Source organism: Pseudomonas fluorescens (assembly GCF_900215245.1).
GTDB lineage: Bacteria > Pseudomonadota > Gammaproteobacteria > Pseudomonadales > Pseudomonadaceae > Aquipseudomonas > Aquipseudomonas fluorescens.
This window is the reverse complement of record NZ_LT907842.1, coordinates 61,894-88,583: the sequence shown is the minus strand read 5'-3', so window position 1 is coordinate 88,583 and position 26,690 is coordinate 61,894. Positions and strand designations below refer to the sequence as shown.

Genomic DNA, 26,690 nt, shown 5'->3' with positions numbered 1-26,690 from the left:
GCATTGATAGCCAAACACACACCTATCCTCATGCATTTCTTCCCTTCGGCTTTCAGCACCAGGGCGCGCGTGAATACCCCAGCAAAACCAAAAAAATCGCCGATTCGCCATCAACCTCATCACAACAAATCGGCGATTTTTCCGGCCGTACTGTTGGGCGTTTAGCCGCCAGCGACAGCGGCCTCGCGCTCCATCAGTCTATCCATCAACAACACCCCCAACTCACTCAACTGGTGAATCGCCAGCGCCACATCGCGCTGTTTCCCGGTCAGGTCTTCTGACAGGTCGAGCAGCAAGGCGGTGACGGAGGAAAAGGTTTCGTAGCTGTTGGTGATCAGGGTTTCGCTGCTGGCGTCGGCGGCAACGCTGAACAAACCCGGTGGTGATGACGGTGGGGCGGTTTCTGGATTCAGGTAGTGATCAATCGCACGATGCGCAGCCTGATTGAGTTTCAGGTCCGGTTCGTTCGGAGGGTTGGGCGTAACTTTGAACATACTTGGAATTTCCCACTTTAGGGCCGCCACCTCTGAGCTACTAAACAAAGGGGTGGCAGCTGTGCGCAGGTTAGTAGACCGGGGAATTCCACAAAGCCGGCGCGCCCGAGGACGCCCTGCACACAGCCACCATCAAGCACGGACTAGACCGTCCGAAAGATGATGCTTATGCACTGACTGGAATAACCCCAGGCTACTAAACCCGATCACTGAGTGTTCAGCGACCGAGCAACCTTAGAGACGCCCACTCAAGCGCACAAGCCGGCGGATTCTGACGCAAGCGTAGGCAAGGGAGCAAGGCGCTGTCGCCTCGGACCTTGCTGTTTCAGGGCTTGTTGTAGGACATGTACGCATTCTGCAAAACAATATGATCGGCCACGTACTTCGCGTCGTGCCAAACCCCATAGATAAACGACGACGCGCGGTTCACCAGGTTCGGCAGGCCGAGGAAATAAATCCCGCTTTGTGCCGAGATCCCGCGCTTGTGAAACGGCTCGCCTTTTTCGTCGAACGCATCGACCTTCAACCAACTGAAATCGAACGTGAAGCCGGTGGCCCAGAGAATGCTGGTCACGCCGGCCTCGGCGAGGTCCAGGCTCAGGATCGGGTTAACCAGGCAGTCCGGGTCGGGCAGCAGCTGCCAGGCTTGCGGTTCGAGGGGGAACGCCAGACCGTTGGCTTCGATGTAGGCGTCGGCGTCGCGCAGTACATCAAAGTAGGCGCGGTCGCCTTCCGCCACGTTGTCGGCCAGGCCCGGTGCAAAGGTCATCACGCCGCCGTCCCAGCTGCGCGTCACGCCGACCAGGTTGATGCCTTGGTGCGCCAGGCGGCGGAAGTCGACGGTCTTACCGCCTTCGTAGCCGCTGACGGCAAAGGCCACGTGCTTTTTCTTCGGCTGTATTTTGACTTCGTCCCACAAGCCCAGGGCGCCAAGCCACCAGCAGTAGTCGCGGCTGCGGTAGGCGCGGGGCGGGCGGTAGTGTTCGCCCACGGAGAGGTACACGGTCCTGCCGGCCTTTTGCAGTTCTTCGGCGATTTGTGAGCCGGAGGCGCCGGCGCCCACTACCAGCACTGCGCCTTCGGGCAGCTGAGCAGGATTCTTGTAGGCCGAGGAGTGCAGTTGGTGCACCGGCGCCGTGGCGGGAACGATAGCCGGCATCGACGGGCGCTGGAACGGGCCGGTGGCAGCCACGACATTATTGGCCTCGATCACGCCTGCGGAGGTGGTGACTTTGAAGCCGGGGCGGCCCACGTGGCGTTCCACGTGTTGGACTTCCACACCGGTGCGCACGGGGGCCTGCAATTTTTTAACATAGGCTTCGAAGTAGTCGGCCATGCGCTCTTTGGGCGGGAAGGCTTCGGGCGAGATGCCTTCGAATGTCAGCCCCGGAAAGCGGTCGTGCCAGGCCGGGCCGTTGGCGACCAGCGAATCCCAACGCTCCGAGCGCCAGCGTTCGGCGATGCGGTGGCGTTCCAGCACGATGTGGGGCACACCCATCAGGGACAGGTGTTCGCTCATGGCGACGCCGGCCTGGCCTGCGCCGACTACCAGCGTGTTGATTGTTTCGACGGACATAGGCGTTTCCTGAGAGTAAGGGGTTGTCTTAACACCGAAGATCCCGTGTGGAAGCTGGCGGTGTTTTCGAGCCGGTATTTACGGTTTGAGCAACGCGGCCAGCGCCGTCAGTGCCAGTTCATAACCCAACGCCCCCAACCCGGCGATCACGCCGGTGGCGGCCTTGGACACGTAGGAGTGATGCCTGAAGTGCTCGCGCTGCCAGATGTTGCTCATGTGCGCTTCGATGATCGGGCCGTCGAACGTCAGCAGTGCGTCGAGGATCGGCACGGAGCTGTAGGTGAGCCCGGCGGCGTTGATCACGATGGCGTCGGCGTGCAGCCGGGCCTCTTGAATCCAGTCCACCAGCACGCCTTCGTGGTTGCTTTGGCGAAAGTCCAGGGCCAGGCCCAGCCCGGCGGCGTGGTGCTGGCAGCGCGCTTCGATGCTGGCGAAACTCTCGCTGCCGTAGGTGCCGTGTTTGTCCAGCCCGTAGAGGTTGGCGTTCGGCCCATTGAGGAAAAACACGCGGTGGGGCATGGGGCTCTCCCTATTAATGGGCGACGGTCAGCAGCACTGTGCCTGCCTGGGGCGTCGGCACCCGGCGCACTACCTGGTGCAGCACGTCAGGCCCGCCCGGCTCGCGGGCAATCATCGCTTTCATACGCTCCAGTCATCCGGCACAACGGCGATCACATCGATTTCCATCAACCATTCCGGCTGGCCCAGGCCGGAAATCACCAGGCCGGTGGAAATCGGGAACACGCCTTTGAGCCATTTACCCACTTCCTGATACACCGGCTCGCGGTAACGCGGGTCGATCAGGTAGGTGGTGGTTTTGACGATATGCGACAGGTCGGAGCCTGCCTCTTCAAGCAGTTGCTTGACGTTTTTCATCGCCTGTTCGGCCTGGGCGCGTGGGTCGCCGAGGCCGACCAGGTTGCCGTCGAAATCGGTGCCGATCTGGCCGCGCACATAAACGGTATTGCCGGCGCGCACGGCCTGGCACAGGTCGTTGTCCAGCGCCTGGTTAGGGTAGGTCTGGCGGGTGTTGAACATGCGGATGCGGGTGTGGGTGGGCATGGCGGGCAACTCATCGAACGCGGGATGAAACAAGCTTCACATCGCCCTCGTTCTCGCGAAACCAGCATTTGCGCGGGGTAGTGCTTAGGAAAAACCGAAGCCTGTGCCCCTCATCGGCACAGCGCAGGGCCGGCGATGACCCGGCACGAACCCTGCAACGCGACCCCTACAGTCATTGTTGAGGGGCAGGCGTAATGCTCAGTCGGATTACTCAGCGTCAACTGGAGTATTTTGTGGCGTCGGGAGAGGCCGGCAGCATCAGTGCTGCGGCTGAACGCATCCATGTGTCGTCGCCTTCCATCTCGGCGGCCATCACTCATATGGAAGCCGAGCTGGGCATTCAGCTGTTTATTCGGCACCACGCGCAGGGTATTTCCCTCACGGCGGTGGGGCGCCAGGTGATGCAGGAGGCCAAGCTGATTCTGGAGCAGATGACCAACCTCTACACCATCGCCTCGGAGTCGTTGAACACTGTGCGTGGGCCGTTGCGGGTGGGCTGCCTGGAGTCGCTGGCGCCGATGATCACGCCCGAGTTGGTGTTCGGGTTTGGCCGTGCGTTTCCTGGCGTGCGGCTGACCCAGGCCGAAGGCAACCATGAGGAACTGCTGGAAAAACTGCGCAGCGGCGAGCTGGACATCGCGCTGACCTACGACCTGGTGACCAGCCCGGACATCGACTTCCAACCCCTGGCGCACCTGCCGCCGTATGTGATGGTCGGCGAGTATCACCCGCTGGCGAACCTGCCGGCGGTGAGCATGCAGGACCTTGAGGCGTATCCGGTGGTGTTGCTCGACACGCCCTGGAGCCGCGACTATTTCCTCAGCCTGTTCATGCAGGCGGGCACCACGCCAAACATCATCATGCGCTCCACCAACCTCGAAACGGTGCGGGCGATGGTGGGCAATGGCATTGGTTATTCGTTTGCCAATGCACGGCCCAAATCGAACCTGTCCCAGGATGGCAAGCGCGTGATTCGCCTGCGCCTGGCCGGCGCCCATCGGCCGATGCGGCTGGGCTACGCCACGGCGAGCAACACGCAGCTGCCGCGCGTGGTGGCGGCGTTTGCCGAGCGCTGCCGGCTGTTTGTGTCCGACCAGTACATCCCCGGCATGGCCCCGCCGAGCTTTTTTGACCCGCATGCGGTGCGGGTGCTGGGTGGTGTGAGCTGAGTTTGCACCAAAAGGTGGCGGGCGCGGTGTGGCGCATCCAGGCGCGCACTGTTTCGGGCAGGGCGTAAACCTTCCAGCACCACCTGTTCAGTGTGGGAGCTGGCTTGCCTGCGATACAGGCACCGAGGTGTGGCAGGTCCACTCAGCTGATGCCATCGCAGGCAAGCCAGCGGCCACACGGGAATGTCGGTGTTTCCTGGCTGCATAGGTTCTGCCTACCCAGTGGGCCGGGTTTTACGAATTGACCCCAAGTGCCTCCCCCCACGACTCTCATCCCATCGATGCAGATCAACTTCTTTTGAGTTCAAGGCACCGCGACGATGACATTCGACTGGAACTACCTGTTTGGTTTGCTCGGCGACGCCGAGTTCTGGCGAGCCACATGGACGGTGATCAAGCTCAGCACCCTGACCTGGCTCTTAAGCATTGCCCTGGGCTTTCTGTTGGCGTTGGCCAAGCAATCCAAACAGCCGCTGCTCAGCCTGCCGGCCCGTGGCTATATCTGGTTGTTCCGCAGCTTGCCGTTGCTGGTGCTGCTGATCTTTATCTACAACTTGCCCCAGGCGCTGCCCGGCACGTCGGCGGTGCTCGCCGACCCGTTCTGGTCCGGCCTGTTGGCGCTGGTGATTTGCGAAACGGCGTATGTGGCCGAGATCCATCGCGGCGGTTTGCTGTCGATTCCCAAAGGGCAGGGCGAGGCGGCGCGGGCGCTCGGCTTGAAGTTCTTCGGCACCCAGTGGCGCGTGGTCATTCCCCAGGCCTTGCGGGTGGCGTTGCCGTCGCTGGCCAACGAATACATCTCGATCGTCAAGCTCACGTCGCTGGTGTCGGTGATCTCGCTGACCGAAATCCTGATGGTCGGCCAGCGCCTGTATTCGCAGAACTTCCTGGTGATCGAAACCATGGCGGCGGTGGCGTTCTTCTATGTGTTGATCGTCACTGTGTTCGATTTTTTGCTCAAGCGCCTGGAGCGCTTTCTCGACGTCAACCAACGCAACGTGTCCCGTGTGCCGGACGCGGCGGTGCTGGCCCTGGCCACGCAACAGGGCCCGGCGTTGCAGCGTCCGGCGAGCACCGGTGCATCGGCGTTGCAAGCCACGCGGTTGCACAAGGCTTACAACGATATTGAAGTGCTGGGCTCGGTCAATTTGCAGATTCAGCCGGGTGAAGTGGTGTCGGTGATCGGCCCGTCCGGCTCCGGCAAGACCACGTTGATCCGCCTGCTCAATGGCCTTGAACAGCTGGACAACGGCGAGATCACGATCAATGGCCAGCCGTTCATTCACCTCAACAAAGTCGGCGCGCAGAAACCCGAGTACGTCGAGCACGCCGAGCATCGCCTGAACATCGGCATGGTGTTCCAGAGCTTCAACCTGTTCCCGCATTTGAGTGTGCTCGACAACCTGCTGATGGCGCCCAAATACCATCGCCTGGGGCGTACCGACGCGCTCAAGCAACAGGCCTACGCGCTGTTGCACAAGGTGGGCATGCTCGACCACGCCTGGAAGTACCCGCACCAGTTGTCCGGCGGCCAGCAACAGCGTGTGGCCATCGCCCGCGCCTTGATGATGCGCCCGCAAATCATGCTGTTCGACGAGCCCACCTCGGCGCTCGACCCCGAAAAAGTCAACGAAGTGCTGCAGGTCATCGAAGCCCTGGCCGGGGAGGGCATCACCATGGTGATCGTCACCCACGAGATGAACTTCGCCTTCAAGGTCTCCGACCGCATCGTGTTCATGGAGAAAGGCCGTGTGGTGTGCGACGACACCCCGCAGGCGTTGCGCAGCGGCCACAACCCACGCGTGGAGGCGTTCCTCAAGGACGTCTCGCTGGCGTGATCTCGTTAACGTTCAGGACACAACACTATGATCGAGCAAGCTCAAATCGAACAGTTCCAGCGCGACGGATTCCTGGTGGTAGAAGGCGTGCTGTCGCTAAACGACGTGGCCGCGTTGCAACATGACTTTGACCAGTGGGTGGAAGAGAGCCGCAGCCACGACCAGGGGTGGGGCGCCACGCTGGACGGTCGCGCCCGCTTTGACCTGGAAGGCGACCACCGCCCGGATCACCCGTCATTGCGCCGGGTGAGTTCGCCCACCGAGATTTCCCCGGTGTATGAGCGCGTGGCGTTGCACTCGCGGATGGCCGCGATTTCTGCGCAGTTGATCGGCGCGGGCGGCGCGCGTTTTCATCACAGCAAAATCAATTCGAAACTGCCGCACACCGCGACCCAGGTGAAGTGGCACCAGGACTTTCTGTTCACGCCCCACAGCAACGACGACATTGTGACGGCCCTGCTGATGGTCAGTGAAGTGACCCCGCAAAACGGTCCGCTGAATGTGATCCCCGGCAGCCACAAAGGCCCGCTCTGGTCGCACTGGCAGAACCAACGGTTCACCGGTTCGGTGGAGGATGCGGTGGTCGAAGAACACTGCCAGCAACCGGTCGCCTGTTACGGCCCGGCCGGCTCGGTGTGCTTCATGCACACGCGCCTTTTACATGCATCAAGCCCTAACGAGACCGAACTGCCGCGCACCCTGTTTATCAGCGTATACGCCGCTGAAGACGCGCTGCCATTTGGCGAAAACCCGCTGCCCAGTGCACACGCCGGCCGGTTGGTGGCCGGTGAAGAAAGTGGTTGGGTGCGCGCCACCAACAACCAGATGCGCTTGCCGCAAAAACCCCGTGGCGCGTCCTTTTTTGTGCAACAGGCCGGCCAAGATTCCGCGACTGCCTAACCCCCTGAAACCCTTGCAGGTAATGACCATGACAGCATCCAAACAAAGTGTTCGCCCTCTTGCCGTGTGCCTGCTGGGCGCTGCGGTTGCACTGACCTCCTTGGCGGCTTCGGCGTTCCAGCAGGAAGGCAAGCTTATCGCCGGTTCCGATGTGACGTTCTTTCCCTATGAGTACATGGACAACAACAAACCCGCCGGCTTTGATATCGAGTTTATGGACGGCCTGGGCAAGGTCATGGGCCGCAAGGTCGAGACCCTCGACACGCGTTTTCCCAACCTGATCACTGGCCTGCAGGCCGGGCGGTTCGACCTGACCAACTCGTCGATGTACATCACGGCAGAGCGGGTCAAAGTCATCGACATGATCCCGTACCTGAAAAGCGGCGAGTCGATCCTCACCCTCAAGGACAGCGCCTTCCAGCCCAAGACCCCGGAAGAGTTCTGCGGCCACAAGATCGGCTCCATGGGCGCCACGTCATGGCTGGCGCAGATGAACAAGTTGTCGACTGACTATTGCGTCGCCAAGGGGTTGAAGCCGATTCAGATCAGCGAATACAGCACCGACCCGCAAACCACTCAGGCGTTGCTGGCCCACGCGGTGGAAGCGCAGATCACCGACGCCGCCGTGGCCCGTGGTGTGGTCGACAAACTGGGCAGCCGCGTGGTGATTTCTTCCGACACCCTGATCTACCCGGTGCTGAACGGCTTTGGCGTGAAGAAGGGCAATGACACGGTGAAGAAAGCCCTGCTCGAGGGGCTGGAAAAATACCGCGCCACCCCGGAATACGCGGCCTTGCTCAAGAAGTACAACTTTGAGGCCCCAACCGACGCCGACATCGCGGCGCTGATGCCCCAGTAAGCCTGGCGCGCGGCCGCAGCCTTGCGGTCGCGCCTTGCGGAGACCGATTCATGGCGTTATCCCTTGAAGAACAGACGCGCATCGACCTGGCGGCGACCTTTCGCATCATTGCGCATGTGGGCATGCACGAAGCGGTGGCCAACCACTTCAGCGCCGCCGTGTCGGCCGATGGCAAACAGTTTTTGCTCAACCCGAAGTGGAAGCACTTTTCGCGTATGCGTGCCAGTGACCTGTTGCTGTTGAACGCCGACGATCCTGCCAGCGCCGAGCACCCGAATGTGGACGCCACCGCCTGGTCCATCCACGGGCAGATTCACCGCCTGCTGCCGCAAACCCGCGCGGTGTTGCACTTGCACCCGGTCTACACCACGGCAGTGGCGTGCCTGGCCAGGCCGCATGTGCCGCCGATTGACCAGAACACCGCGCGGTACTTCAACCGTGTGGCCGTGGACGAATTGTATGGCGGCATGGCGGACACCGAAGCCGAGGGCGCGCGCCTGGCCGGCTTGCTCGATGGCAAACGTCGTTTGTTGATGGGTAACCACGGTGTGATGGTGACGGCGGCGTCTATCGGTGAGGCCTTCGACGACATCTGGACCCTGGAGCGGGCCTGCCAGATTCTGGTGACGGCGTGGTCCACCGGCCAGCCGCTGCGGGTGCTGTCGGATGAAGTGGCGGAAAAAACCGCACGGGGCTGGGAAGGTATCGCGGATTTTTCCCGGCAGCACTTTGAAGAAATGAAGCAGTTGATGATCGACGCCGACCCTTCGGTGCTCGACTGAGGGCTTTTTTATGACGTTTTCCGTTGTGGCTCGCTGCGCCGAGACCGGCCAGTTGGGCATTGCGATCAGCTCTTCAAGCATTGCCGTGGGCGCGCGTTGCCCGTGGCTGCGCCCCGGTGTGGGCGCGGTGGCGTCGCAGAACATCACCTTGCCGAGCCTGGGCCCGCAGATTCTCGACGTGCTCGGGCAGGGCGTGGCGCCGAGTGAGGCGCTGGCGCAGGTCATCGCCGGTCAGGCACATAGCCAATATCGCCAGGTCACGGTGATTGATCATCACGGCCGTACTGCGCATTTCAGCGGTGCACACACCCTCGGCCTTCATGCGGCGCAGAGCGGTGAGCAGTGCGTGGCGGCGGGCAATATGCTGGCTGATGCTGGCGTGATCGACGCCATGGTGCGTGCTTTCGAACGCGCCCCCGGGCAGCTTGCCGAACGCTTGCTGGCCGCACTGCACGCCGGGCAGGCCAGCGGCGGCGAGGCCGGCCCGGTGCATTCGGCCGCCCTGGTGGTGGTCGACGACCTGCTATGGCCGATCGTCAATTTGCGCGTGGACTGGGCCGATGAAGACCCGATCGGTGCCCTCGACCAACTCTGGCAGGCCTATCGCGGCCAACTGCAGGACTACATCGACCGCGCCATCAACCCGCAACACGCACCGGGCTATGCGGTGCCGGGAGATGACCGATGAGCAACAGCCGTGAGCTGCTGGCGCACCTGGTGCGCTTTGATACCACCAGCCGTGAATCCAACCTGGCCTTGATCGACTTCGTGCGCACCTATTTGCAAGGCCACGGGGTGGCCTCTGAGCTGCTGTTCAATGAGCAAAAGAGCAAGGCCAACCTCCTGGCAACCATCGGCCCGGCCGGGCTGCCCGGCATTGTGTTGTCCGGCCACACGGATGGGGTGCCGGTGGATGGCCAGCATTGGACGGTCGCGCCGTTCGACCTCACGGAACAGGACGGCAAGTTGTATGGCCGTGGCACGGCCGATATGAAGGGCTTCATCGCGTGTGTACTGGCTCAGGTGCCGGCGCTGGTGCAGGCGCCGTTGCGGATGCCGGTGCATATCGCGCTGTCCTATGACGAAGAGGTTGGCTGCCTGGGCGTACGCGCGTTGATCGAGAGGTTCCACGCGCAGCCGGTCAAGCCGCTGCTGTGCGTGATCGGTGAGCCGACCGAACTCAAGCCGGTGCTGGGTCACAAGGGCAAGCTGGCGTTGCGCTGCGAAGTGCATGGTGCGGCATGCCATTCGGCCTACGCGCCGTCCGGGGTCAACGCCATCGAATACGCCGCGCAGTTGATCGGTGAACTGGTGCGCCTCGGTGAAACGCTCAAGGCGCCGCAGCACCTTGACCCGCGATTTGACCCGCCGTTTTCCACGGTTCAAACCGGCCTGATAAACGGCGGCAAAGCGCTGAATATCGTCCCGCAAAATTGCACGTTTGAGTTTGAAGTGCGCGCGCTGCCAGCCCAGGACCCCTGGCACGTGGCGGACGCGTTACGCGGCTACGCCGAACACCGCGTGTTGCCGGCGATGCAGGCAGTGAGCGAGCAGTGCGCGATCAGCTTCAGCGAACTGTCGAGTTACCCGGGCCTGGCCACCTCGGCCGAAAGCCAGGCGGCGGCCTGGGTTGCCGAGTTTTGTGGTTCGGCGGCGTATGGCACGGTGGCCTTCGGCACTGAAGGCGGGTTGTTTGATCAGGCCGGTATCCCGACCGTGGTGTGCGGGCCGGGCAGTATGGCGCAGGGGCATAAGCCGGATGAATTCATCAGCCTGGAACAGTTGGCGGCGTGTGATCGGATGCTCGCGCGGGTGGTGGCATTTGTCAGCCGCTGACTTCAGCGCCTGCCGAAGCCATGCACGGCTGACCACCTTTGCCCGGTGGTGTGGCTGCAACCGAGCAAGGCTCAAGCCTTGGCCACACCCACCCGCCACTGCGCCGGCGGCAGCACGCCATTGACCAGGTAATGGCCGACAATCCGCGACTTGTACACCCGTGGATTGTGGTTCGCCAATGTGCGCGCATTGCGCCATAGCCGGTCCAGCGCCTTGTTGCTCGCCGTTGCACTGGCGCCCAGCGCGTCGAACAGCGCGGTGGTCGCGGCGAGCGTTGCGTCGACCACCGGGTTCACCGCCAGGCACACCTCCAATTCCGCCAGCGCCACCTGCGGGTCGTCGTCATGCAGCGGTTGCTCGTGGGCGATCACATATTGCGCAGTCGTCTCCAGGCGCTGCGCCGCTTGCTGGCTGATGGCTTGCGCGGCATACGCCTGGCTGGCGACTTCGCCGATCACTTGCAGCAGTTGCACGTCGTGCGCGGCGGTGTCGGCGTTGCCGGTGGTGAAGGTGCGGGCGCGCTGGCTGAGTTCTTGCGCACCGCTCAATGCCGCGCGGCGGGCGATGCCGGCGAGGGTGCTGAGGTGGTAGATCTGGAAGAAGGATTGGCCGTAGCCGAAGCGCTGGTGTGTGGGGCGCAGGTCGTCTTCTACCGGCACGTTGTCAAAGACGCACGTACCGCTGGCGGTGAGGCGTTGGCCGAAGCCGTTCCAGTCGTCGATGATCTGCACGCCAGGGGCGTTGAGGTCGACCACCACGCTGTACACCGTGCCGTCCTCGCCCGTGGCGATGGTGTTGATCAGGTCACTGTAGAGCGCGCCGGTGGTGTAGAACTTTTTGCCGCTGATGCGCAATCTGCCCTGTGCATCGCGGTGCAGGCGGGTCTCGAAATCGCCGCGGGCCTGGTTGCCGACTTCCGTGCTGCCTGGGGAGAGCAGCACGCCCTGGCCGAGTCGGTGCAGCCATTTGGCGCGCCAGTCGCGGTCCTTGGCGCAGAGTACGTCCTCGCAAAAACCAAAATGCCCGCGCAGGGCCTGGGTGATGTTGGAGTCGGCGGCGGACAACTCGGTGAGCAGCGCGAGCAGTTCAACCAGGGTCGCGTCCTGGCCACCCTCACTCACGGGTAAGCGCCAACGGGGCAACCCGAGTTTATTCAGTTGTTGGATGACGGTGGTCAGGCTGGCGCGGGTTTGATCAGCCTCGGCGGCTTGCGCAAGGATCTGCGCAAACAGTGGGCGAAACGGTGCGGCCAGTTGTTCGTAACGGGCGGAGGGCGCACAGCCCCAGATATTCAAAGCGGGAGTCGACATGCAATGGACCTTGCAGAAAGGGATTCAGGCGCGGGGTCCAGTGGTCTGGTGGCGTCACCCTAACTCAGAGCGGGCAAAGTTTTTAATACGGAAAAAACCTATCGAGCTGCGTGGCAGTTCTATCGATAGTGCTCAACAGTATTAATCACCGCGCCTTTATTGCGATAGCTTCTAGGGGCGCCACACTCGGCGACCGACCAAACCTTTCCCTCTTCACCAGACTGCATGCACACAGATGGTTGAGTCAGCCATTAACCGTGTGGATGCCTTTCATGATCAATCGTCAAACACTGCTCGCCCTGCTGGGCCTGGCTTCGCTAACGCTGCACGGCCCGTCAGCCTCGGCGGCAGAGCCCCAGACCCTGACGGTGGGCGATCAGTTTTTCTCCAATCGCATCGTCCTGGAACTGTCGGGCGAGCTCAAAGACCTGCCGTACACAATCGACTTCAAGCGCTTTAACACCGGCTCCCCGGTGGCCTCGGCGGTTGCCAGTGGTGCGCTCGATGTGGGGATTGTCGGCGACACCCCGGTGATCAGCCTCGCCGCTAATGGGGCGCCAGTGAAAGTGGTGGCCAGTACCCAGACCAGCCTTGACGGTGTGGGCATCGTCGCGCGTAAAGGCATCCATTCGGTGGCCGACCTGAAAGGCAAGACTGTCGCGATCTGGAACGGCTCATGGAGCCAGCAACTGGCCTATAAAGCGCTGGATGAAGCCGGCGTACCGCGCAACAGCGTGACCTTCAAATTCCTGTTGCCGGCCGAAGCCAGCCTGGCACTGACCCAAGGCGACATTGATGCCTTCGGCACCTGGGAACCCTATGTGTCGTTGCAAGAGAAAGAAGGCAGCACGCTGATCCGCACTGCCAAGGGCTTGATGAGCGCACCGACCTACATCGTTGCGTATGAACCGGCGCTGGCGCAAAAAAGCGCGCTCATCAAAGACTTTGTCGCGCGCCTGACGCGTGCTCGGGTCTGGAGTAACACGCACGTTGATGAGTACGCCGAGGCATGGTCGAAGGCCAACCAGTCCGCACCGGAGATTGCCAAGGTGTGGTTCAAGCGTGACGCGATCAAGGTGCTGCCGATCTCGCCAACGATTGTCAGCGAGGCCCAGGCCACGGCGGATTTCCTGGTGGATGCGCAGATGCTCAAACAGCGGTATGACGTGACGCCGTTGTTTGATCGGGCGCTTTAAACGCGAGGGAAACAAGCGCTAATAGTATTGACCGCCTGATGGCACGGGGGCTGGGCTAGGGTTTTTTATTCCGGTAAGCGCCGGAATAAAAAATCACTGGCATCAGCAAAGAGTAGCCAGTAGGCTACAGGTGAAACGTGACTAATTTGATCGGCAGGACGCCGGAGTTTGATACATGGCTCGACGGTATGAGGGATGTTTGGGGAAAAACTGCAATTCTGACCCGGCTGGATCGAGCCGAGGAAAACAATTTTGGCGATTGCGAACCCGTAGGCGATGGATTGAGTGAAATGCGTGTCTTCGTCGGGCCCGGCTACAGGGTGTAGTTTGTGCGCACGGGAATCACCGCTTACCTGATGCTGTGGGGAAGCGATAAAACCGATCAGAGGCGAGGAATCAAGCGGGCAAAAGAGATACTCGATGCCCTGAGAGGTCAATGAAATGAGCAAATCGACATTCAAACCCGAGGACATGCCGATCCTCGATCTCGATACATCAGGCACCCATGTCTATGAGGCTTCGCGCTTCCTGGACAGCCCCGAAATCATCAGCGCTTACCTGGCGCAAAGCCTTAAGTCCCAAGACTCGCAGATACTCATGAAGGCGCTCGCCGAAGTGGCCAAGGCCCAAGGCGTTAACAAGGTTGCCGAGGCGGCAGGGGTTAATCGGGAGAGTCTGTATAAAACCCTCAAGGGCGGCTCAAAAACGCGCTTTGAAACCATCAAGAAGCTGATGCTGGCGTTGGGCGTGGAACTCACTGTGCAACCTGTTGCAACGAGCGCACTTAAAAAATTGCCACGGCAAAACGGGCAATAGCCAGCAAAAGGCAAGGGCCACCGTATCTTTCTGCCTGCCGTCATGTTCTTGTCACGCGCTCATGCGATTTTCCTCAGCCCCGAACCACCCCGCAACTGACTGCGCCTGAGCTGCACTTCAAGGAGATTCAATCATGAGGGTAGTGACCTCCGGCTCGGCCTATCTGGACATCGATGCGTACGCCTGCTGTATTGCGTACGCCGAACTGCTTAATCGCCAGGGCATTGAAGCGCGTGCCGTGAGCAGCGCACCGTTGAATTTCAGTATCTGCAAGAGCGTGCTCGACTGGAACGCGGCGCTGGACGATTACCGGCCCACGGCCGGCGATGAGTTCGTGTTGGTGGACGTCTCTGACTACCATCACTTCGACCCGAGTGTGGTGCTGGAACAGGTGCGGGAAGTCATCGACCATCATCCTGGCTTTGAGGTCCATTGGGCGCAAAAGCTGGGCGCGGGTGCCGATATTCGCGCAATCGGCGCAGCGGCGACGCTGGTATTCCAGCGGTGGGAAAAATCCGGCCTGATGCCGCAGATCAGCCGACACAGCGCGGCATTGTTGGCCACGGCGATTCTGGACAATACCCTGAACTTCACCGGGAAAATGACCACCGCCCTGGATATCTGGGCATACGAGGTGCTCGCGCAGCGGGCGGGGTTGTCCGCTGATTGGCCGGTGCGCTATTTCAGCGAATGCCAGGTGGCGATCGAGGCCGACCTGGTGAACGCCCTGGCAGCCGATATGAAACAGATGAGTGCCACGCGCAACGTGCCGCGGCTTATCGCGCAGATGACGGTGTGGGATGCGCAGGCGTTGATCCAGCGGCATCGCGCAGCCATTGAACAATGGCTGGCGACGCAAAGTGAAGACTGGTTGTTGAACGCCATCAGCATTCGCGAGCGCAAAAGCTATTGGCTGGCAGGGCCGTTGCTCAGCCGGCAAAAGTTGAGCCTGCTGCTCTCGCTCGATTGGCAAGGAGCGCTGGCGGTGCTGGGGCTCGCCATGCAGCGCAAGGAGCTGGTGACGCTGGCCTTGGCTGCCATGGACGAAGGACTCAGCGTACCAGGCAAGGCTGTTTGTTGTTGAAGACCCAGCCCGGAATCAGGTACTGCATCGCCACACTGTCATTCCGTGCCCCAAGGCCCATGCCTTTGTACAGCGCGTGGGCCTTGGCCACGGCGTCCATGTCGATCTCCACGCCCAGGCCTGGCTTGGCCGGCACCTTCACGTAGCCGCCTTCGATTTTCAGCGGCTCGCGGGTCAGGCGCTGGCCGTCCTGCCAGATCCAGTGAGTGTCGATGGCGGTGATCTCGCCCGGCGCCGCTGCCGCCACCTGAGTGAACATCGCCAGGGAAATATCGAAGTGGTTGTTGGAGTGCGAACCCCAGGTCAGGCCCCAGTCATTGCACATCTGCGCCACGCGCACCGAGCCTTGCATCGTCCAGAAGTGCGGGTCGGCGAGCGGGATATCCACCGATTGCAGTTGGATGGCGTGGCCCATTTCGCGCCAATCGGTGGCGATCATGTTGGTCGCGGTTTTCAGCCCCGTGGCACGGCGAAATTCAGCCATGACTTCGCGGCCCGAGTAGCCATGTTCCGCACCGCAGGGGTCTTCGGCGTAGGCAAGCACGTGGTGTTGATCGCGGCACAGGCGGATGGCTTCTTGCAATGACCATGCGCCGTTCGGGTCGAGGGTGATACGGGCATCCGGGAACCGTTCGGCCAGCGCCGTCACCGCTTCGATTTCTTCATCGCCACTCAATACACCGCCCTTGAGCTTGAAGTCGTTGAAGCCGTATTTTTCCTTGGCGGCTTCGGCCAGGCGCACCACCGCGTCGGCGGTCATGGCTTTTTCGTGACGCAACCGAAACCAGGCGTCATCCGCGTCGGCCTCGTTGCGGTAGGCCAGGTCGGTGGCGGTGCGATCGCCCACGTAAAACAGGTAGCCGAGCATTTTTACCGCGTCGCGCTGCTGGCCTTCGCCGAGCAAGGCGGCCACCGGCACGTCGAGGAATTGACCCAGCAGGTCGAGCAACGCGGCTTCCATGGCGGTGACGGCATGAATGGTGATGCGCAGGTCAAAGGTTTGCAGGCCACGGCCGGCGGCGTCCCTTGAGGCGAAGGTGGTACGCATCTGGTTGAGGATGCGCTGGTACTGGCCGATGGGTTGGCCGACCACCAGGCTGCGCGCGTCTTCCAGGGTTTCGCGAATGCGCTCGCCACCGGGCACTTCACCGACGCCGGTGTTGCCCGAGCTGTCTTTGAGAATCACGATGTTGCGCGTGAAGAACGGCCCGTGTGCGCCGCTCAGGTTCAGCAGCATGCTGTCGTGGCCGGCCACCGGAATGATTTGGAAATGGGTGACGATGGGTGACTTGGACGTGGTCATGGCAAGTTCCTGAATAAGCTTAAAGAGGTTTGCTGAGCGGGGCGCCCGTGGGCCCGCCGCTGTGTGACGTCAACACCGCAGAGGGCGAGGTCTTGGCAAAGAACACCAGGATCGCGGCGAGCACCGAGGTGCCGGCCAGGCCGTAAAGGCCGCCCTGGATCGACCCCGTGGTCTGTTCCAGAAAGCCGAAGGTGGTTGGGGCCACGAAGCCGCCCAGGTTGCCGATGGAGTTGATCAGCGCAATCACGGCGGCGGCGATGCGCACGTCCAGGTAACCCTGGGGGATTGGCCAGAACAGCGACGAAGCGGATTTGAAACCGATGGCCGCAAAACAAATCGCGACAAAGGCGAAGATCGGCCCGCCGGTGGTGGACATGAACATACCCGCTGCGGCAATCAACAACGCGGCGGCGACCCAGGCTTGCTGGAACTTGAACTTGCCCGACAGCGCAGCGAAGGCGTACATGGCGATGATTGAGATCAGCCAGGGGATCGAGTTGAACAGGCCGACCTGCACGTCACTCAGGTCTCCCATCTTCTTGATGATGCTCGGCAGCCAGAAGGTTGCGGCGTAAATCGTCAGCTGGATGCAGAAATACAAGGCGCAGAACAGCAGGATCTGGCGGTCTTTGAGCAGCTTGCCGAGGGTCGGTTTGACGCTGGTCAGCGCTTCACGCGCGCGCTGTTCCTGGTCGATGGCGCCCACCAGTGCGTCCTGTTCTTCGCGGCTCAGCCATTGGGCGTCGTGGGGTTTGGAGTCCAGCCAGAACCACACGAAGAACCCCAGTGCGACGGACGCCAGGCCCTCAATCGCAAACATCCATTGCCAGCCGTGGAAGCCGAAGCCTTCGATTTGCAACAAGGCCCCCGACAATGGGCCGGAGATCAGCGACGCAACCGCCGAGCCGCTGAGGAAGATCGCAATCGCTTTGCCGCGTTCCACACCCGGCAACCAGCGGGTGAAGTAGTAGATCACCCCAGGGAAAAAGCCGGCCTCGGCCACGCCCAACAGAAAGCGCAGCACATAGAACTGGGTTTCGTTCTGGATGAACGCCATCAGTGTGGCGACGATGCCCCAGGTGAACATGATGCGGGTCAGCCAGATTCGCGCGCCGACCTTTTGCAGGAGCATGTTGGAGGGCACTTCAAACAGCGCGTAACCAATGAAAAACAGCCCGGCGCCGAGGCCGTAGGCGGCTGCGCCGATGCCCAGGTCATGCTCCATGTGCGTACGCACGAAGCCGATATTGACTCGGTCGATGTAGTTGAGGATGAACATGATCACGAACAGCGGGAGCACGTGGCCCTTCACTTTACTCACGGCGCGCGTGAGGACCGAATCACGTTCTGAAGCGACAGATGCATGGCTTGAATTGTTCACAATTCAAAACTCCCCCTGATTTATTTTTATGCGGGTTTGCGTGTTTTGTTGATAGACATCATACAAGTTGATTTCGCGAATTCGCAATCCGCTCGGCAATGTATTTGTTCTTATAAGGCCGCTGGCTGACTGGGTTTATTGGTTATTAGCCAATGAATAAAGGGCTTTTGTACTTTTTTTGAGAGGGTTCAGGCGGGCGAGCACCTTCCGGTATAGAAAATGGTGTGTGCCCCATTAAGGTTGGTTGTCATACAAGTTGAGTGCTTTATCAATCAACCCAGCGGCGCCGCCAAACAGGGTGTTAAGCTCCCATCAGCCCAACCCCGTGGACGCCGATGATGCCCATTGAAAACCCAAGCCTTGTGCGTAAACGCCCCAATAACCTGGCCCAGGGCGTGGTCGACGCGCTGACCCAGCGCATCCTGCTCGGGCAGCTCAAACCGGGTGAAAAACTGCCGTCGGAATCCACCATCGTGCTTGAGCACGGCGTGAGCCGCACGGTGGTGCGCGAGGCGATTTCCAAGCTGCAGGCTTCCGGGCTGGTGGAGACGCGTCACGGCATCGGCACCTTCGTGCTGGAGCCGCATGCCCAGCAGGGTTTGCGCTTGCATGTGGACACCGTCGCCAGCGTGCGTAACATGCTCGAACTGCGCCTGGGCCTTGAGGTGCAGGCTGTGGCGCTGGCCGCCCTGCGCCGGAGTGACGAGCAACTGGCGCGCATGCGCGAGGCGCTGAACGACTACCAGGCCTCGCTCGCCAACCACGACAGTTGCGTGGAAGAGGACAAACGCTTTCATCAACTGATCGCCGAGGCCACCGGCAATACCTTCTTTACCGAGATCATGCTGCACCTGGGCAATGCGATGATCCCGCGCACTCAGGTCAAGGGCGTTGAACGCGGCGGGGCGGATTTCGCCAAGTTGGGGCAGTTGGCAAACCTGGAGCATGAGGCGATCTTCAATGCGATCAAGCGTCAGGACCCTGATGCGGCGCGGGCGGCCATGGTGTTGCACCTGACCAACAGCCGGGACCGGTTTTCGGGTGAGTAAATTTGTGGTGATAAGGAACAACCGTTGAACGAACACACATTGTCCATGCGCCTGGAGCGCGTGGCGGCGCAGGTGCCGCTGGGTGCGCGCCTGGCCGATATCGGCTCGGATCACGGCTACCTGCCGGTGGCGCTGATGCGCCGTGGTGTGATCACGGCGGCGGTGGCGGGAGAGGTCGCGACCACACCGTTTTACGCAGCCGAGCGCACGGTGCGCGACAACGGCCTGGCACAGCACATCCGCGTGCGCCTGGCCGATGGTCTGGCGGCCATCGAGCCAGGCGACGGCATCACCGCGATCAGCCTCTGCGGCATGGGCGGCGAGACCATTCGCGACATCCTCGCCAGCGGCGCGGCGCATTTGAGTGGCCGCGAACGCCTGATCCTGCAACCCAACGGTGGCGAGCAACCCTTGCGCCGGTGGCTGATGGACAACGGCTACCCGATCCTGCATGAGGAGCTGCTGCGGGAAAACCGGTTTTACTACGAGATCATCGTCGCCGAGCGTGCCGAGCCGGTCACCTACAGCGCCGAACAGCTGTACTTCGGCCCTCTGCACCTGCAGGCGCGTAGCCCGGTGTTCCTGGCCAAATGGCAGCGCACGCTGCGCCAAAAGCAGAAGACCCTGGCCGGCTTTGAGCAGGCGCGTCAGGCCGTGCCGGAGCACAAGCGCGAAGAGATCGCCCAGCACATACGCTGGATTACTGCGCTGTTGGCTTGTCATGGTTCCCAGGACTGTGCCAGGATCAGCCCATGACTGAATTTTCGCCAAGCAACCGCCATCATCATCACGGACCTTCCCTCAGGTGCCGCGGTTGCTTGTGCTCACGGATTGATCAGAACCTCTGATCACTCAATGAACCACCCCCCAAGGCGCCCACGGCGCCTTTTTTATTGCCTTGAAAAAATGGAGATTCAACACATGACCATGCTGCGCGGAACGCGAATTGTGACGGGTAAAGAAGCGCAAATGATGCGTGAAATTGAGGGCCGCTTCCGGAGCTATCTTCATCGAAGCGGGCGCTGAAGAAGCCATCGTCCCCGCGTTGTGGGGCCAGGACACGTTTATCGAAAAAGCCGGCGGCAGTGAAATCATCGGGCAGATGTGGGCCTTCGCCGACAAGGCAGGCCGCCCGTGCTGCCTGATCCCGGAAGCCACCGCGCTGTTCCAGGAACGCAGCGCCGTTTTGCTGAATGGGCGAGCAGAGGCGATGTTTTTCTACGTGGCACGGTGTTACCGATATGAACGGCCGCAAGCCGGCCGCTATCGCGAATTCACCCAGCTTGGCCTGGAGATTCTCAGCCCCGACCCTGGGTTGGCGTTGCAGCGCAGCCAGGCCCTTTGCAGCGGGTTTTTGAATACGCTGGGGCTCGACTATGAGCTGAACCTGGCGGTGAAGCGCGGGTTGAGTTACTACCTGCAAGGCAATGGCTTCGAAGTGCGCTGCCCCACGTTGGGCGCGCAACAGCAAGTCGTGGGCGGCGGCGCGTATCGAGAGGGCGCCGGTTTCGGCATCGGGCTTGAGCGGTTGGTGCTGGCCTTGATGTGAGGTTCAAAGACGCCTCCCCGGAGGCGTCTCCTCGGCGGCGGCCGGATATGCTCCAATAGCGGCCTCATTTGCCCTCCAGGAACCCGATCATGGCCGACGCCACCGACCAAGCCTTCTACGACCGTGCAGACGCCCATATCGAACTGTCGAACGAACAGCTTAAAACCTGCGAAAACCTCGGCGAGGTCAGCGCTTCAATGATGTTCGGCACCACGCGCTTCAACGCCTGGGCCAGCGCGCGCAATTTCAAATCCGGCGCTGAAATGGCCCAAGCACGGGAAGCGATGCTGAAGTATTTCTGTGATCAGTACCGGATGATGCTGGAGGATAACCTGGACGATCACATTAATAATTTCAGCCAGTACATGCTCGTTAAAGCAACGAACTGAAGCACGCGTATCGGGGCGTGCGTCAGGTGATGGCGGGGCGAGTTACCGTTTCACTCTGCCCATTGAGTGCTTTCGCCCCATTTTCGCGCACGCCTGTGCACCTGCGCCGCGCCGCATCGCCTATCTACGGCCTCTGCACCAACGGCCCGTATCTTGCTTGAGCCAACTTAATCAATGACATGGCATTTTGCTTCTAGTCATTTCCAGGTTGTTTTCGGGAGCGGTCAGCCATGCACACTCTTCTATCACCCGGTATCCGCTTGCTCGGCCGTTTCGGTTTCGCGCGCAAGTTCCAGGTGCTGTTCTTCCTGTTCATGCTGCCCCTGGCCGGGAGCCTGTGGATGATCGGCCACGATTACCGCGACAAACTCGCGGTGATTTCCAGCGAGCAGTCCGGCGTTCGCCAACTGTTGGCGCTCGACGCACTGGATGGCCAATTGACCGCGCAACGCAACCAGGCCGCCCGCTGGAAAGCCCTGGACATCCAGCACACGCCGACGCCCGCCGCCCAGGCGGCGATGGACAAGGTGGATGCCGGCAACCCGGTCATTATGCAAAGCCTGCAAACCCTGGGGGATACGCTCAAGGCCCAGAACGCCAGTGTCGACACGCTGGCACGTCTTGCGGCGTTGCAGGCGACGGTCAAGGGGATGGACACGCAGTCCCTGCGCACCGTGGGCTGGTGGCCGGACGGTTATGACCGCTTCACCACTGCCCTGACCGCCATGCAAACCCTGCGCGAGCAGATCACCGTGGACGCCGGGCTGATCCTCGATCCCTGGCTGGAAACCTACCTGCTGATGCAGATTTCCAGCCAGCACACGCCGGACTTGATCGAGCGCATCGGGCGCACGGCAAGCGTTGGGCAGTCGTCCATTGCGTCCGGCCAGTTCACCCTGCAAAGCCGTTTGCAGATGCGTGACCTGCGTAGCCGTATCGGCGATGCACGCGACCAGTTGGTCAAAGCCGCCGCTTCGCTCAAAGCCAAGCCATACCCGGGGCTGGAGACGTGGGCAGCGCAATACGACAGCAGCCTGCAGTTGCTGGACAGCGAACTGAAAACCCTGGACGACGGCGTGTTTGGCGGCACGATCAAGCTCGACAGCGCCGCCTTCGACCGCAGTGTCGACAGCATGCTGGGCACGTTGGGTGCGCTGCGCAGCCAGTCGCTGCACTCACTGGATGCGCGCTTGAGTTATTACCACGACCGCTCACTCAAGCAGTTTATTCCTGTGGCGGCCACGTTCAGCCTGCTGGCCTTGGCCGCGCTGTACTTGTTTAGCTGCCTGCAAGCCTCGATCCGGCGCAGCGCCAGTGGCATCACCCTGCTTGCCGAGTCGTTGCGCGACGGCAACTTGTGCGTGGAAGTGGCGGTAGAAGGGCGTGACGAACTGGCGGCGATCAGCACCGCGCTCAACGTTGCGGTGCTGCAACTGCGCACCAGCCTGTTGGGTGTCAACCACGAGACCCAGCAACTCGGCTCAGCCGTGCTTACGCTTAATTCGCAATCGGGCAGCACGCTCTCCGAGGTCGAAGACCAGCAGCACCAGATCAGCCAGATTGCGGCCGCCGCGACGCAGCTGGCGGCCACCTCGATGGGCGTCGCCAGGAGCTGCGAACAGGCCTCGGGCAGCGCGCAGCAGACGCGGCGCATTGCCGAAGACAGCAGCCGTGACAGCCAACGCACCACGGCCAGCATCCAGCAACTCAACCAGCGCCTGACCGACACGGCTAACGCCCTGGAGCAAGTGAGCCAGCAGGGCCAGCAGATTCAATCGGTGGTCGATACCATCCGCGGGATTGCCGAACAGACCAACCTGCTGGCGCTCAACGCCGCGATCGAGGCTGCACGCGCCGGCGAGCAAGGCCGGGGTTTTGCCGTCGTCGCGGACGAGGTGCGCAGCCTGTCGCAACGCACCCAGGCCTCCACGGCGCAGATCGCCGGCACGGTGGACAGCCTGCGCGCGACCGTGAGCCAGGCCGTGAGCCTGATGAGCGCCGCCTGCGACCAGGCGCTGACTGACGCGGAGTCTGTCACAGGGCTGGGCACACGCCTGGGCGAGATCGCCAGCGCGGTGCAAAACGTCACCGACACCCTGGCGCAAATTGCGACAGCGGTAGAGGAACAAGCCGCGACGGCGGATGAAGTGAGCGGCAATATCCAGCAAGTCGACCAGGCCGCAGGGCGCTTGCTCGACGGTGCGCGGGCCGTCAACCAGGCAGCCGATACCCTGAGCAAAGGCAGTCAGGCGTTGAGTGAAAACACCGCGCGGTTCCGGCTGGACTGAGCGCCGATCCCCAGCGGGCCGCCTATTGATTGGGGGGAGCGGGGCAAACCCGCTCGCCACATCGGCAATATTGAGCGCGGTTATGCATTCTCTTAAGGGCACTCCCTGCCGGCGGTGTAGTCTGCTCTTACACACCCTGGCGTTTGCCCAATGGAGCCGTTCATGATCACTGTCCACCATCTCAACAACTCACGCTCGCAACGTATCCTCTGGTTGCTCGAAGAACTCGGCCTGCCCTACGAGGTCAAGCGCTACCAGCGCGACCCGAAAACCAACCTCGCGCCGCCTGAGCTCAAGGCGATCAACCCGCTGGGCAAATCCCCGGTCATCGAAGACGGTGCCCTCGTCTTGATCGAGTCCGCCGCGATCATCGACTACCTGATTCGCCGCCACGGCCAAGGCCGCCTGCAACCTGATCCTGCTACCGCCACCTACGACAAATACGTGCAATGGCTGCACTTCGCCGAAGGCTCGGCCATGCTGCCGCTGATGCTTAACCTCTACGTCGGCCGATTGGGTGAAGCGGGCGCACCCTTGCATCCGCGGATCGAATCGGAGTTGGCCAATTACCTCGGCTACCTGAACGACGTGCTGGCGGATACGCCGTACCTGGTCGGTGACGAACTGAGTGGCGCAGATGTCCAGATGAGCTTTATCGGCGAAATCGCCAAGGCGCAGGGCAAGTTGCAGGCCTACCCGAATCTGGCCGCCTGGGTGCAACGCTTCCAGGCACGCCCGGCTTATCAAAAGGCGGTGGAGCAAGGTGGGGAATACGCGTTCGCCAAATAGAGACGCCTAGGCAATAGGCACGGCAGGGGGAGAGCATGTTCACTGCACGCGAGCTGCATCTCCCTTTCCTGGCCCTTTACGCTGATAACCTCAATACTTTGGTGTTGGGAAAGTTGTCAGGTTTAAACGTATTTTTTGTATCTGTTTTGCGCCTCGTTGTAGAGGCTTAGAAGCGTGGGGTGTGAATTCAGATCGACCGGCGAGTCGGGTACATAGGCGAGGGCTCTTAGAATTCTATCGGAGTCAATGATAATGTCTTCTTTGTTGAAGCGCTCAAGGTGTGAAATTAAATTGTATTTAAGCGCGTCGATGGAGTCGTTGTCGGGGATGTCCCCGCCAAAGAAGTGCGCGAGCAATGAAATGGCCAGAAAGTTGGGGCCAGTGCCGTTATAGCCCCATTCAAAAAAGCCGGAGTAAGGGAACAGGTCTTTTCTAGGATCAAGCGGCGACGCTTGCCCGTTGGGCGCTACGTAAATGGCGGTAGGGCAACCATAAGGGCGAGTGAGAATGTACTGCCCCGCGGGCGAACCCAGGCACCGGGTGTTTGAGTTCAGCGCAATAAAGTCCCGCCATATGAGGCTTTCCACTGAGTATTTCAAATCCTTTATTCCAGACTGTATCTGTTCTCTTATTGCTTTGGGTAACAGGTTTTTGAATTCGCTGTAATCTCTGTCTGCGGTCAGGGAAAAGCAGTAGTGGTCTTTTTTATCGTTGAAATACCAGTGGGTTTGTATGTCTTGCGCGGTAAAAAAATAGTGCACGTGTCTCTCGTGCTCGTCATTAGTATGAATGAGTGCGAAATAGCCTTTCCTGAAAGGCGTTATGGGGTCGTCTACATAGTTTCTGTGTATTTTGACCTGGTTGTGCCCTTCAAAGTATTTTGATTGGACATAGCCCAGTGCCGGGGTGTGGGCTCTATTGTGGATTGCGTGTTCTTTTGATCGTTGTTTCTCTTGTACGATAATGTCTGCCGAGTCTGCATCGACAGACCTTGTCAGAATCCAGAAGTCGTTAGATAACAACGCCTTTGATCGCGCTTCACCGGTGTAACCATTTTCATTTTGTTTGTAGGACATTGTTCTGGTCTTAGGCGTGTGAAATATAAAGTGATTGCTGTGAGCTTAAGGAGATCGAGGGCAGGTCAGCGCTCCACTGTCAGCGCGATGAATTCGTTCACATAGTGCGTGTCGCTCGACGTCGACTCCAGCGTCAGGGCCACGCCCAGGTCCTCGATAAACACCCGCGAGGTCTTGTAGTCGCCCTGGTCGCATGCCAGCTTGATGGCATCCCCGTTCAACGATGCGAATACCTGGCGTGCCGGGATACGCTCGCCGACGGTGCACGTCAACGAGGTGTCGTAGGGCTTATCGGTCGGCTGGGCAGGAACATTCACCATCTGCAGGCGGGCGCTCAGCGTTTGGCCGGGGGCCCAGCGGGTTGGCACGTTCAGCTCGATGTCGCGGGTTTGCAGCACGCGCCCATCGCCCACGCCGTTCATCTTCGACTTCAACTGAATCAGGTCGGCTTGCGTCAGGCGATCAACGTCGAAGGTATTGCCATAGGCCTCGTTCTTCACCAGCAAGCCACCCTCTGCCTTGAAGGTCACCGAGACGGGAAGGTCTTTGCTGCCATCGCCCCGCTTGGAAACGTAGCGGTAGCTCAACGTCTTGAACTTGGGTTGCAGCAGGGGTGAGTCGAGGCGCTGGCGTACGTTGGCCGGTACGTCGACCTCAGTGAAACTGGGCTCGACCTGGGTGCGCGGGTAGTCGACCGGCGCGATGTCCGGACGCAGCTGCGCCAGCACCCCGGCATTCACGCCGCCCTGTACCGAACAGCTGACACGCGATTGGGTGCCTTGCGTGCCTTCCGGCTCCACGATCAGTACGCGCTCCACCTGCCGTGTTCCCGGCGCCTTGCCCGGCTGGGGCTTGATCGCACGCCAGGCGTTGCCGACCTTGAGCTCGCTGCGCGTGTATTCCTTGGCGCCTTTTTGCAGTGACTCCGGTTGCGCGAGCAGCGGTGCGAGGCGCAGGGCAACCTCGTCAACACCGCCGTCGACAATGAACCCCCAGTAATAGTAAAGCCCCAACGGGCCGAGGTTGGTGACCTCATCGGCATACGACAACAGCTTCAAGCCGGCGATGGGCGGCGCGCTGATCGGCACTTGGCTGGCCTGGCGGTCGGCGCGGTTTCTGACGGCGATCCAGGTGAAGTCCTTGTCCTGCTGGAGTGGGGCATAGGCCTGCCAGGCATCGCGGTGCGTGTTGAGGCTGGAGAAGAAGCTCGCGTCGCAGCGGGTGAAGGCCTTGAGCGTGTCGGTCAGGGCGGCGTCGTCGGCATGGGCGATTGACGGCAATACGGCAGCAGCCAGGAGGAGGGCGGGCAACTTCATGGCAGGGGATGTCCTTATCGGCGAAAGGCGAGGTGGCATTATCCGGTAGATGGCGAGTGGCTTCCAGGCAAGCACGGCAAATCAACGGTGGCCGCCGGCTCGCCTTAGCCGAGGGGCATCACGCCAGGCGCCGACGCCAATCGCCGCCCTGCTGAGCGTGGCATTCCTCTTCGGAGTCGAAGCGCACACAGCGATCAATGTTCACCCCAGCCACCTCGGCGTCGTGCAGTGCGGCGGCGGTCAGCGCCCGCATGCGTTGGTCGGTACCCTTGGCCAAGGCGTGGTCTTTGTTGGCGCGCGTGTCGAACACCCAAATCACCCGCAGGCTTTGCGGGAATGCGGCGTAATCGACGGTGTGGGTCAGCCAGTCAAAGCCCGGGATTTCGGCTTTGGCGGTTTCACAGGCTTCGGTCAGCGTGGCGACCAGGCGGCGTTCGAGGCGGGCGTTGTCACGTTTTGGCGTAGGCATTAATGAGTTCCAGTGAGTCGGCGCTGAACGGTCGGGTCTTGGTGGGCGTTTTTAATAAACGCCATAGTAAAGCGCCCATGCGCCGCTGACGAGATTCTTCCAGAACATCAAGCGCCCGCTGTTGGGGGGTGAATGCAAAGCCATTGGGCACCCTGAATA

Annotated in this window: 26 protein-coding genes and 1 pseudogene; 17 read left to right on the top strand and 10 right to left on the bottom strand. The window is 61.1% G+C overall.

Going from position 1 to position 26,690, the window contains the following annotated elements; translation table 11 throughout:
• Positions 1-161: 161 nt before the first annotated feature.
• The 4 genes from CPH89_RS00440 to CPH89_RS00425 form a co-directional block, all read right to left on the bottom strand.
• Positions 162-494 carry a DUF6124 family protein gene (locus tag CPH89_RS00440; protein WP_053257149.1) on the bottom strand — a complete coding sequence of 111 codons (333 nt, stop codon included), beginning with the start codon at positions 492-494 and terminating at the stop codon, positions 162-164.
• A gap of 325 nt (positions 495-819) precedes the next feature.
• A complete protein-coding gene (locus tag CPH89_RS00435; protein ID WP_053257148.1) occupies positions 820-2,070 on the bottom strand; it encodes a flavin-containing monooxygenase in 1,251 nt (416 codons plus the stop codon).
• Positions 2,071-2,148: 78 nt separating this feature from the next.
• Positions 2,149-2,589, bottom strand: coding sequence for a type II 3-dehydroquinate dehydratase (locus CPH89_RS00430; protein ID WP_053257147.1), 441 nt, complete (start codon positions 2,587-2,589; stop codon positions 2,149-2,151).
• 120 nt (positions 2,590-2,709) lie between these two features.
• Positions 2,710-3,132, bottom strand: a complete 423-nt coding sequence (locus CPH89_RS00425; protein ID WP_053257146.1) for a RidA family protein — start codon at positions 3,130-3,132, stop codon at positions 2,710-2,712.
• Between the two features lie 194 nt (positions 3,133-3,326).
• Here CPH89_RS00425 and CPH89_RS00420 point away from each other — a divergent pair, with 194 nt between their 5' ends.
• The 7 genes from CPH89_RS00420 to argE all read left to right on the top strand — a co-directional run bounded on the left by CPH89_RS00420 (position 3,327) and on the right by argE (position 10,516).
• Positions 3,327-4,301, top strand: coding sequence for a LysR family transcriptional regulator (locus tag CPH89_RS00420; RefSeq protein WP_053257145.1), 975 nt, complete (start codon positions 3,327-3,329; stop codon positions 4,299-4,301).
• Between the two features lie 320 nt (positions 4,302-4,621).
• A complete protein-coding gene (locus CPH89_RS00415; RefSeq protein ID WP_053257144.1) occupies positions 4,622-6,139 on the top strand; it encodes an amino acid ABC transporter permease/ATP-binding protein in 1,518 nt (505 codons plus the stop codon).
• Positions 6,140-6,166: 27 nt separating this feature from the next.
• Positions 6,167-7,039 (top strand): phytanoyl-CoA dioxygenase family protein, encoded by an 873-nt coding sequence (locus tag CPH89_RS00410; protein ID WP_053257143.1) that lies wholly within the window; start codon positions 6,167-6,169, stop codon positions 7,037-7,039.
• Between the two features lie 28 nt (positions 7,040-7,067).
• Positions 7,068-7,898, top strand: coding sequence for an ABC transporter substrate-binding protein (locus tag CPH89_RS00405; RefSeq protein ID WP_053257142.1), 831 nt, complete (start codon positions 7,068-7,070; stop codon positions 7,896-7,898).
• Positions 7,899-7,948: 50 nt separating this feature from the next.
• Positions 7,949-8,680, top strand: a complete 732-nt coding sequence (locus CPH89_RS00400; RefSeq protein ID WP_053257141.1) for a class II aldolase and adducin N-terminal domain-containing protein — start codon at positions 7,949-7,951, stop codon at positions 8,678-8,680.
• Positions 8,681-8,690: 10 nt separating this feature from the next.
• Positions 8,691-9,368, top strand: a complete 678-nt coding sequence (locus tag CPH89_RS00395; protein WP_053257140.1) for a DUF1028 domain-containing protein — start codon at positions 8,691-8,693, stop codon at positions 9,366-9,368.
• Complete coding sequence (gene argE, locus CPH89_RS00390) at positions 9,365-10,516, top strand: acetylornithine deacetylase (protein WP_053257139.1); 1,152 nt, start codon at positions 9,365-9,367, stop codon at positions 10,514-10,516. The genes CPH89_RS00395 and argE overlap by 4 nt, the downstream gene beginning before the upstream one ends.
• Before the next feature lie 71 nt (positions 10,517-10,587).
• Here the strand turns inward: argE and CPH89_RS00385 are convergent, their stop codons facing one another.
• Positions 10,588-11,826, bottom strand: a complete 1,239-nt coding sequence (locus CPH89_RS00385) for an acyl-CoA dehydrogenase family protein (protein WP_053257138.1) — start codon at positions 11,824-11,826, stop codon at positions 10,588-10,590.
• 272 nt (positions 11,827-12,098) lie between these two features.
• Between CPH89_RS00385 and CPH89_RS00380 the strand changes: the two genes are divergently transcribed.
• The 4 genes and pseudogenes from CPH89_RS00380 to CPH89_RS00365 all read left to right on the top strand — a co-directional run bounded on the left by CPH89_RS00380 (position 12,099) and on the right by CPH89_RS00365 (position 14,922).
• The gene (locus CPH89_RS00380) at positions 12,099-13,022 is read left to right on the top strand and encodes an ABC transporter substrate-binding protein (RefSeq protein WP_053257137.1); all 924 of its coding nucleotides are present in this window, start codon (positions 12,099-12,101) and stop codon (positions 13,020-13,022) included.
• A 137-nt stretch (positions 13,023-13,159) separates the two neighbouring features.
• Positions 13,160-13,462 (top strand): annotated as a pseudogene (locus tag CPH89_RS00375) (type II toxin-antitoxin system RelE/ParE family toxin).
• Position 13,463: 1 nt separating this feature from the next.
• The gene (locus CPH89_RS00370) at positions 13,464-13,838 is read left to right on the top strand and encodes an addiction module antidote protein (protein WP_053257136.1); all 375 of its coding nucleotides are present in this window, start codon (positions 13,464-13,466) and stop codon (positions 13,836-13,838) included.
• Positions 13,839-13,971: 133 nt separating this feature from the next.
• Positions 13,972-14,922, top strand: a complete 951-nt coding sequence (locus CPH89_RS00365) for a DHH family phosphoesterase (RefSeq protein ID WP_053257135.1) — start codon at positions 13,972-13,974, stop codon at positions 14,920-14,922.
• Here CPH89_RS00365 and gudD read toward each other — a convergent pair.
• Both gudD and CPH89_RS00355 read right to left on the bottom strand, forming a co-directional pair.
• Positions 14,891-16,225: a glucarate dehydratase gene (gene gudD / locus CPH89_RS00360; RefSeq protein WP_053257134.1), complete on the bottom strand. Its 1,335-nt coding sequence runs from the start codon at positions 16,223-16,225 to the stop codon at positions 14,891-14,893. The genes CPH89_RS00365 and gudD overlap by 32 nt on opposite strands.
• 19 nt (positions 16,226-16,244) lie before the next feature.
• A complete protein-coding gene (locus CPH89_RS00355; RefSeq protein ID WP_053257133.1) occupies positions 16,245-17,606 on the bottom strand; it encodes an MFS transporter in 1,362 nt (453 codons plus the stop codon).
• 338 nt (positions 17,607-17,944) lie between these two features.
• Between CPH89_RS00355 and CPH89_RS00350 the strand changes: the two genes are divergently transcribed.
• From CPH89_RS00350 to CPH89_RS00325, 6 genes are all read left to right on the top strand, one after another.
• Complete coding sequence (locus CPH89_RS00350) at positions 17,945-18,655, top strand: FadR/GntR family transcriptional regulator (RefSeq protein WP_053257132.1); 711 nt, start codon at positions 17,945-17,947, stop codon at positions 18,653-18,655.
• A 24-nt stretch (positions 18,656-18,679) separates the two neighbouring features.
• Positions 18,680-19,411 (top strand): tRNA (adenine(22)-N(1))-methyltransferase, encoded by a 732-nt coding sequence (locus CPH89_RS00345; protein WP_053257131.1) that lies wholly within the window; start codon positions 18,680-18,682, stop codon positions 19,409-19,411.
• Positions 19,412-19,631: 220 nt separating this feature from the next.
• A complete protein-coding gene (locus CPH89_RS00340) occupies positions 19,632-20,204 on the top strand; it encodes an ATP phosphoribosyltransferase regulatory subunit (protein ID WP_053257130.1) in 573 nt (190 codons plus the stop codon).
• Between the two features lie 89 nt (positions 20,205-20,293).
• Positions 20,294-20,593, top strand: coding sequence for a DUF3144 domain-containing protein (locus CPH89_RS00335; protein WP_053257129.1), 300 nt, complete (start codon positions 20,294-20,296; stop codon positions 20,591-20,593).
• Between the two features lie 230 nt (positions 20,594-20,823).
• On the top strand, positions 20,824-22,881 hold the full coding sequence (locus CPH89_RS00330) for a methyl-accepting chemotaxis protein (protein ID WP_053257128.1): 2,058 nt from the start codon (positions 20,824-20,826) through the stop codon (positions 22,879-22,881).
• A 162-nt stretch (positions 22,882-23,043) separates the two neighbouring features.
• Entirely contained in the window at positions 23,044-23,670 is a 627-nt protein-coding gene (locus tag CPH89_RS00325; RefSeq protein ID WP_053257127.1) for a glutathione S-transferase family protein, read from the top strand.
• A gap of 122 nt (positions 23,671-23,792) precedes the next feature.
• On the opposite strand, the gene CPH89_RS00320 is transcribed toward CPH89_RS00325, so the two are convergent.
• The 3 genes from CPH89_RS00320 to CPH89_RS00310 form a co-directional block, all read right to left on the bottom strand.
• Positions 23,793-24,746: a DUF6166 domain-containing protein gene (locus tag CPH89_RS00320; protein ID WP_053257126.1), complete on the bottom strand. Its 954-nt coding sequence runs from the start codon at positions 24,744-24,746 to the stop codon at positions 23,793-23,795.
• Between the two features lie 65 nt (positions 24,747-24,811).
• Positions 24,812-26,062 carry a hypothetical protein gene (locus tag CPH89_RS00315; RefSeq protein WP_053257125.1) on the bottom strand — a complete coding sequence of 417 codons (1,251 nt, stop codon included), beginning with the start codon at positions 26,060-26,062 and terminating at the stop codon, positions 24,812-24,814.
• Between the two features lie 118 nt (positions 26,063-26,180).
• The gene (locus CPH89_RS00310; protein ID WP_053257124.1) at positions 26,181-26,531 is read right to left on the bottom strand and encodes a hypothetical protein; all 351 of its coding nucleotides are present in this window, start codon (positions 26,529-26,531) and stop codon (positions 26,181-26,183) included.
• Between the last annotated feature and the right edge of the window lie 159 nt (positions 26,532-26,690).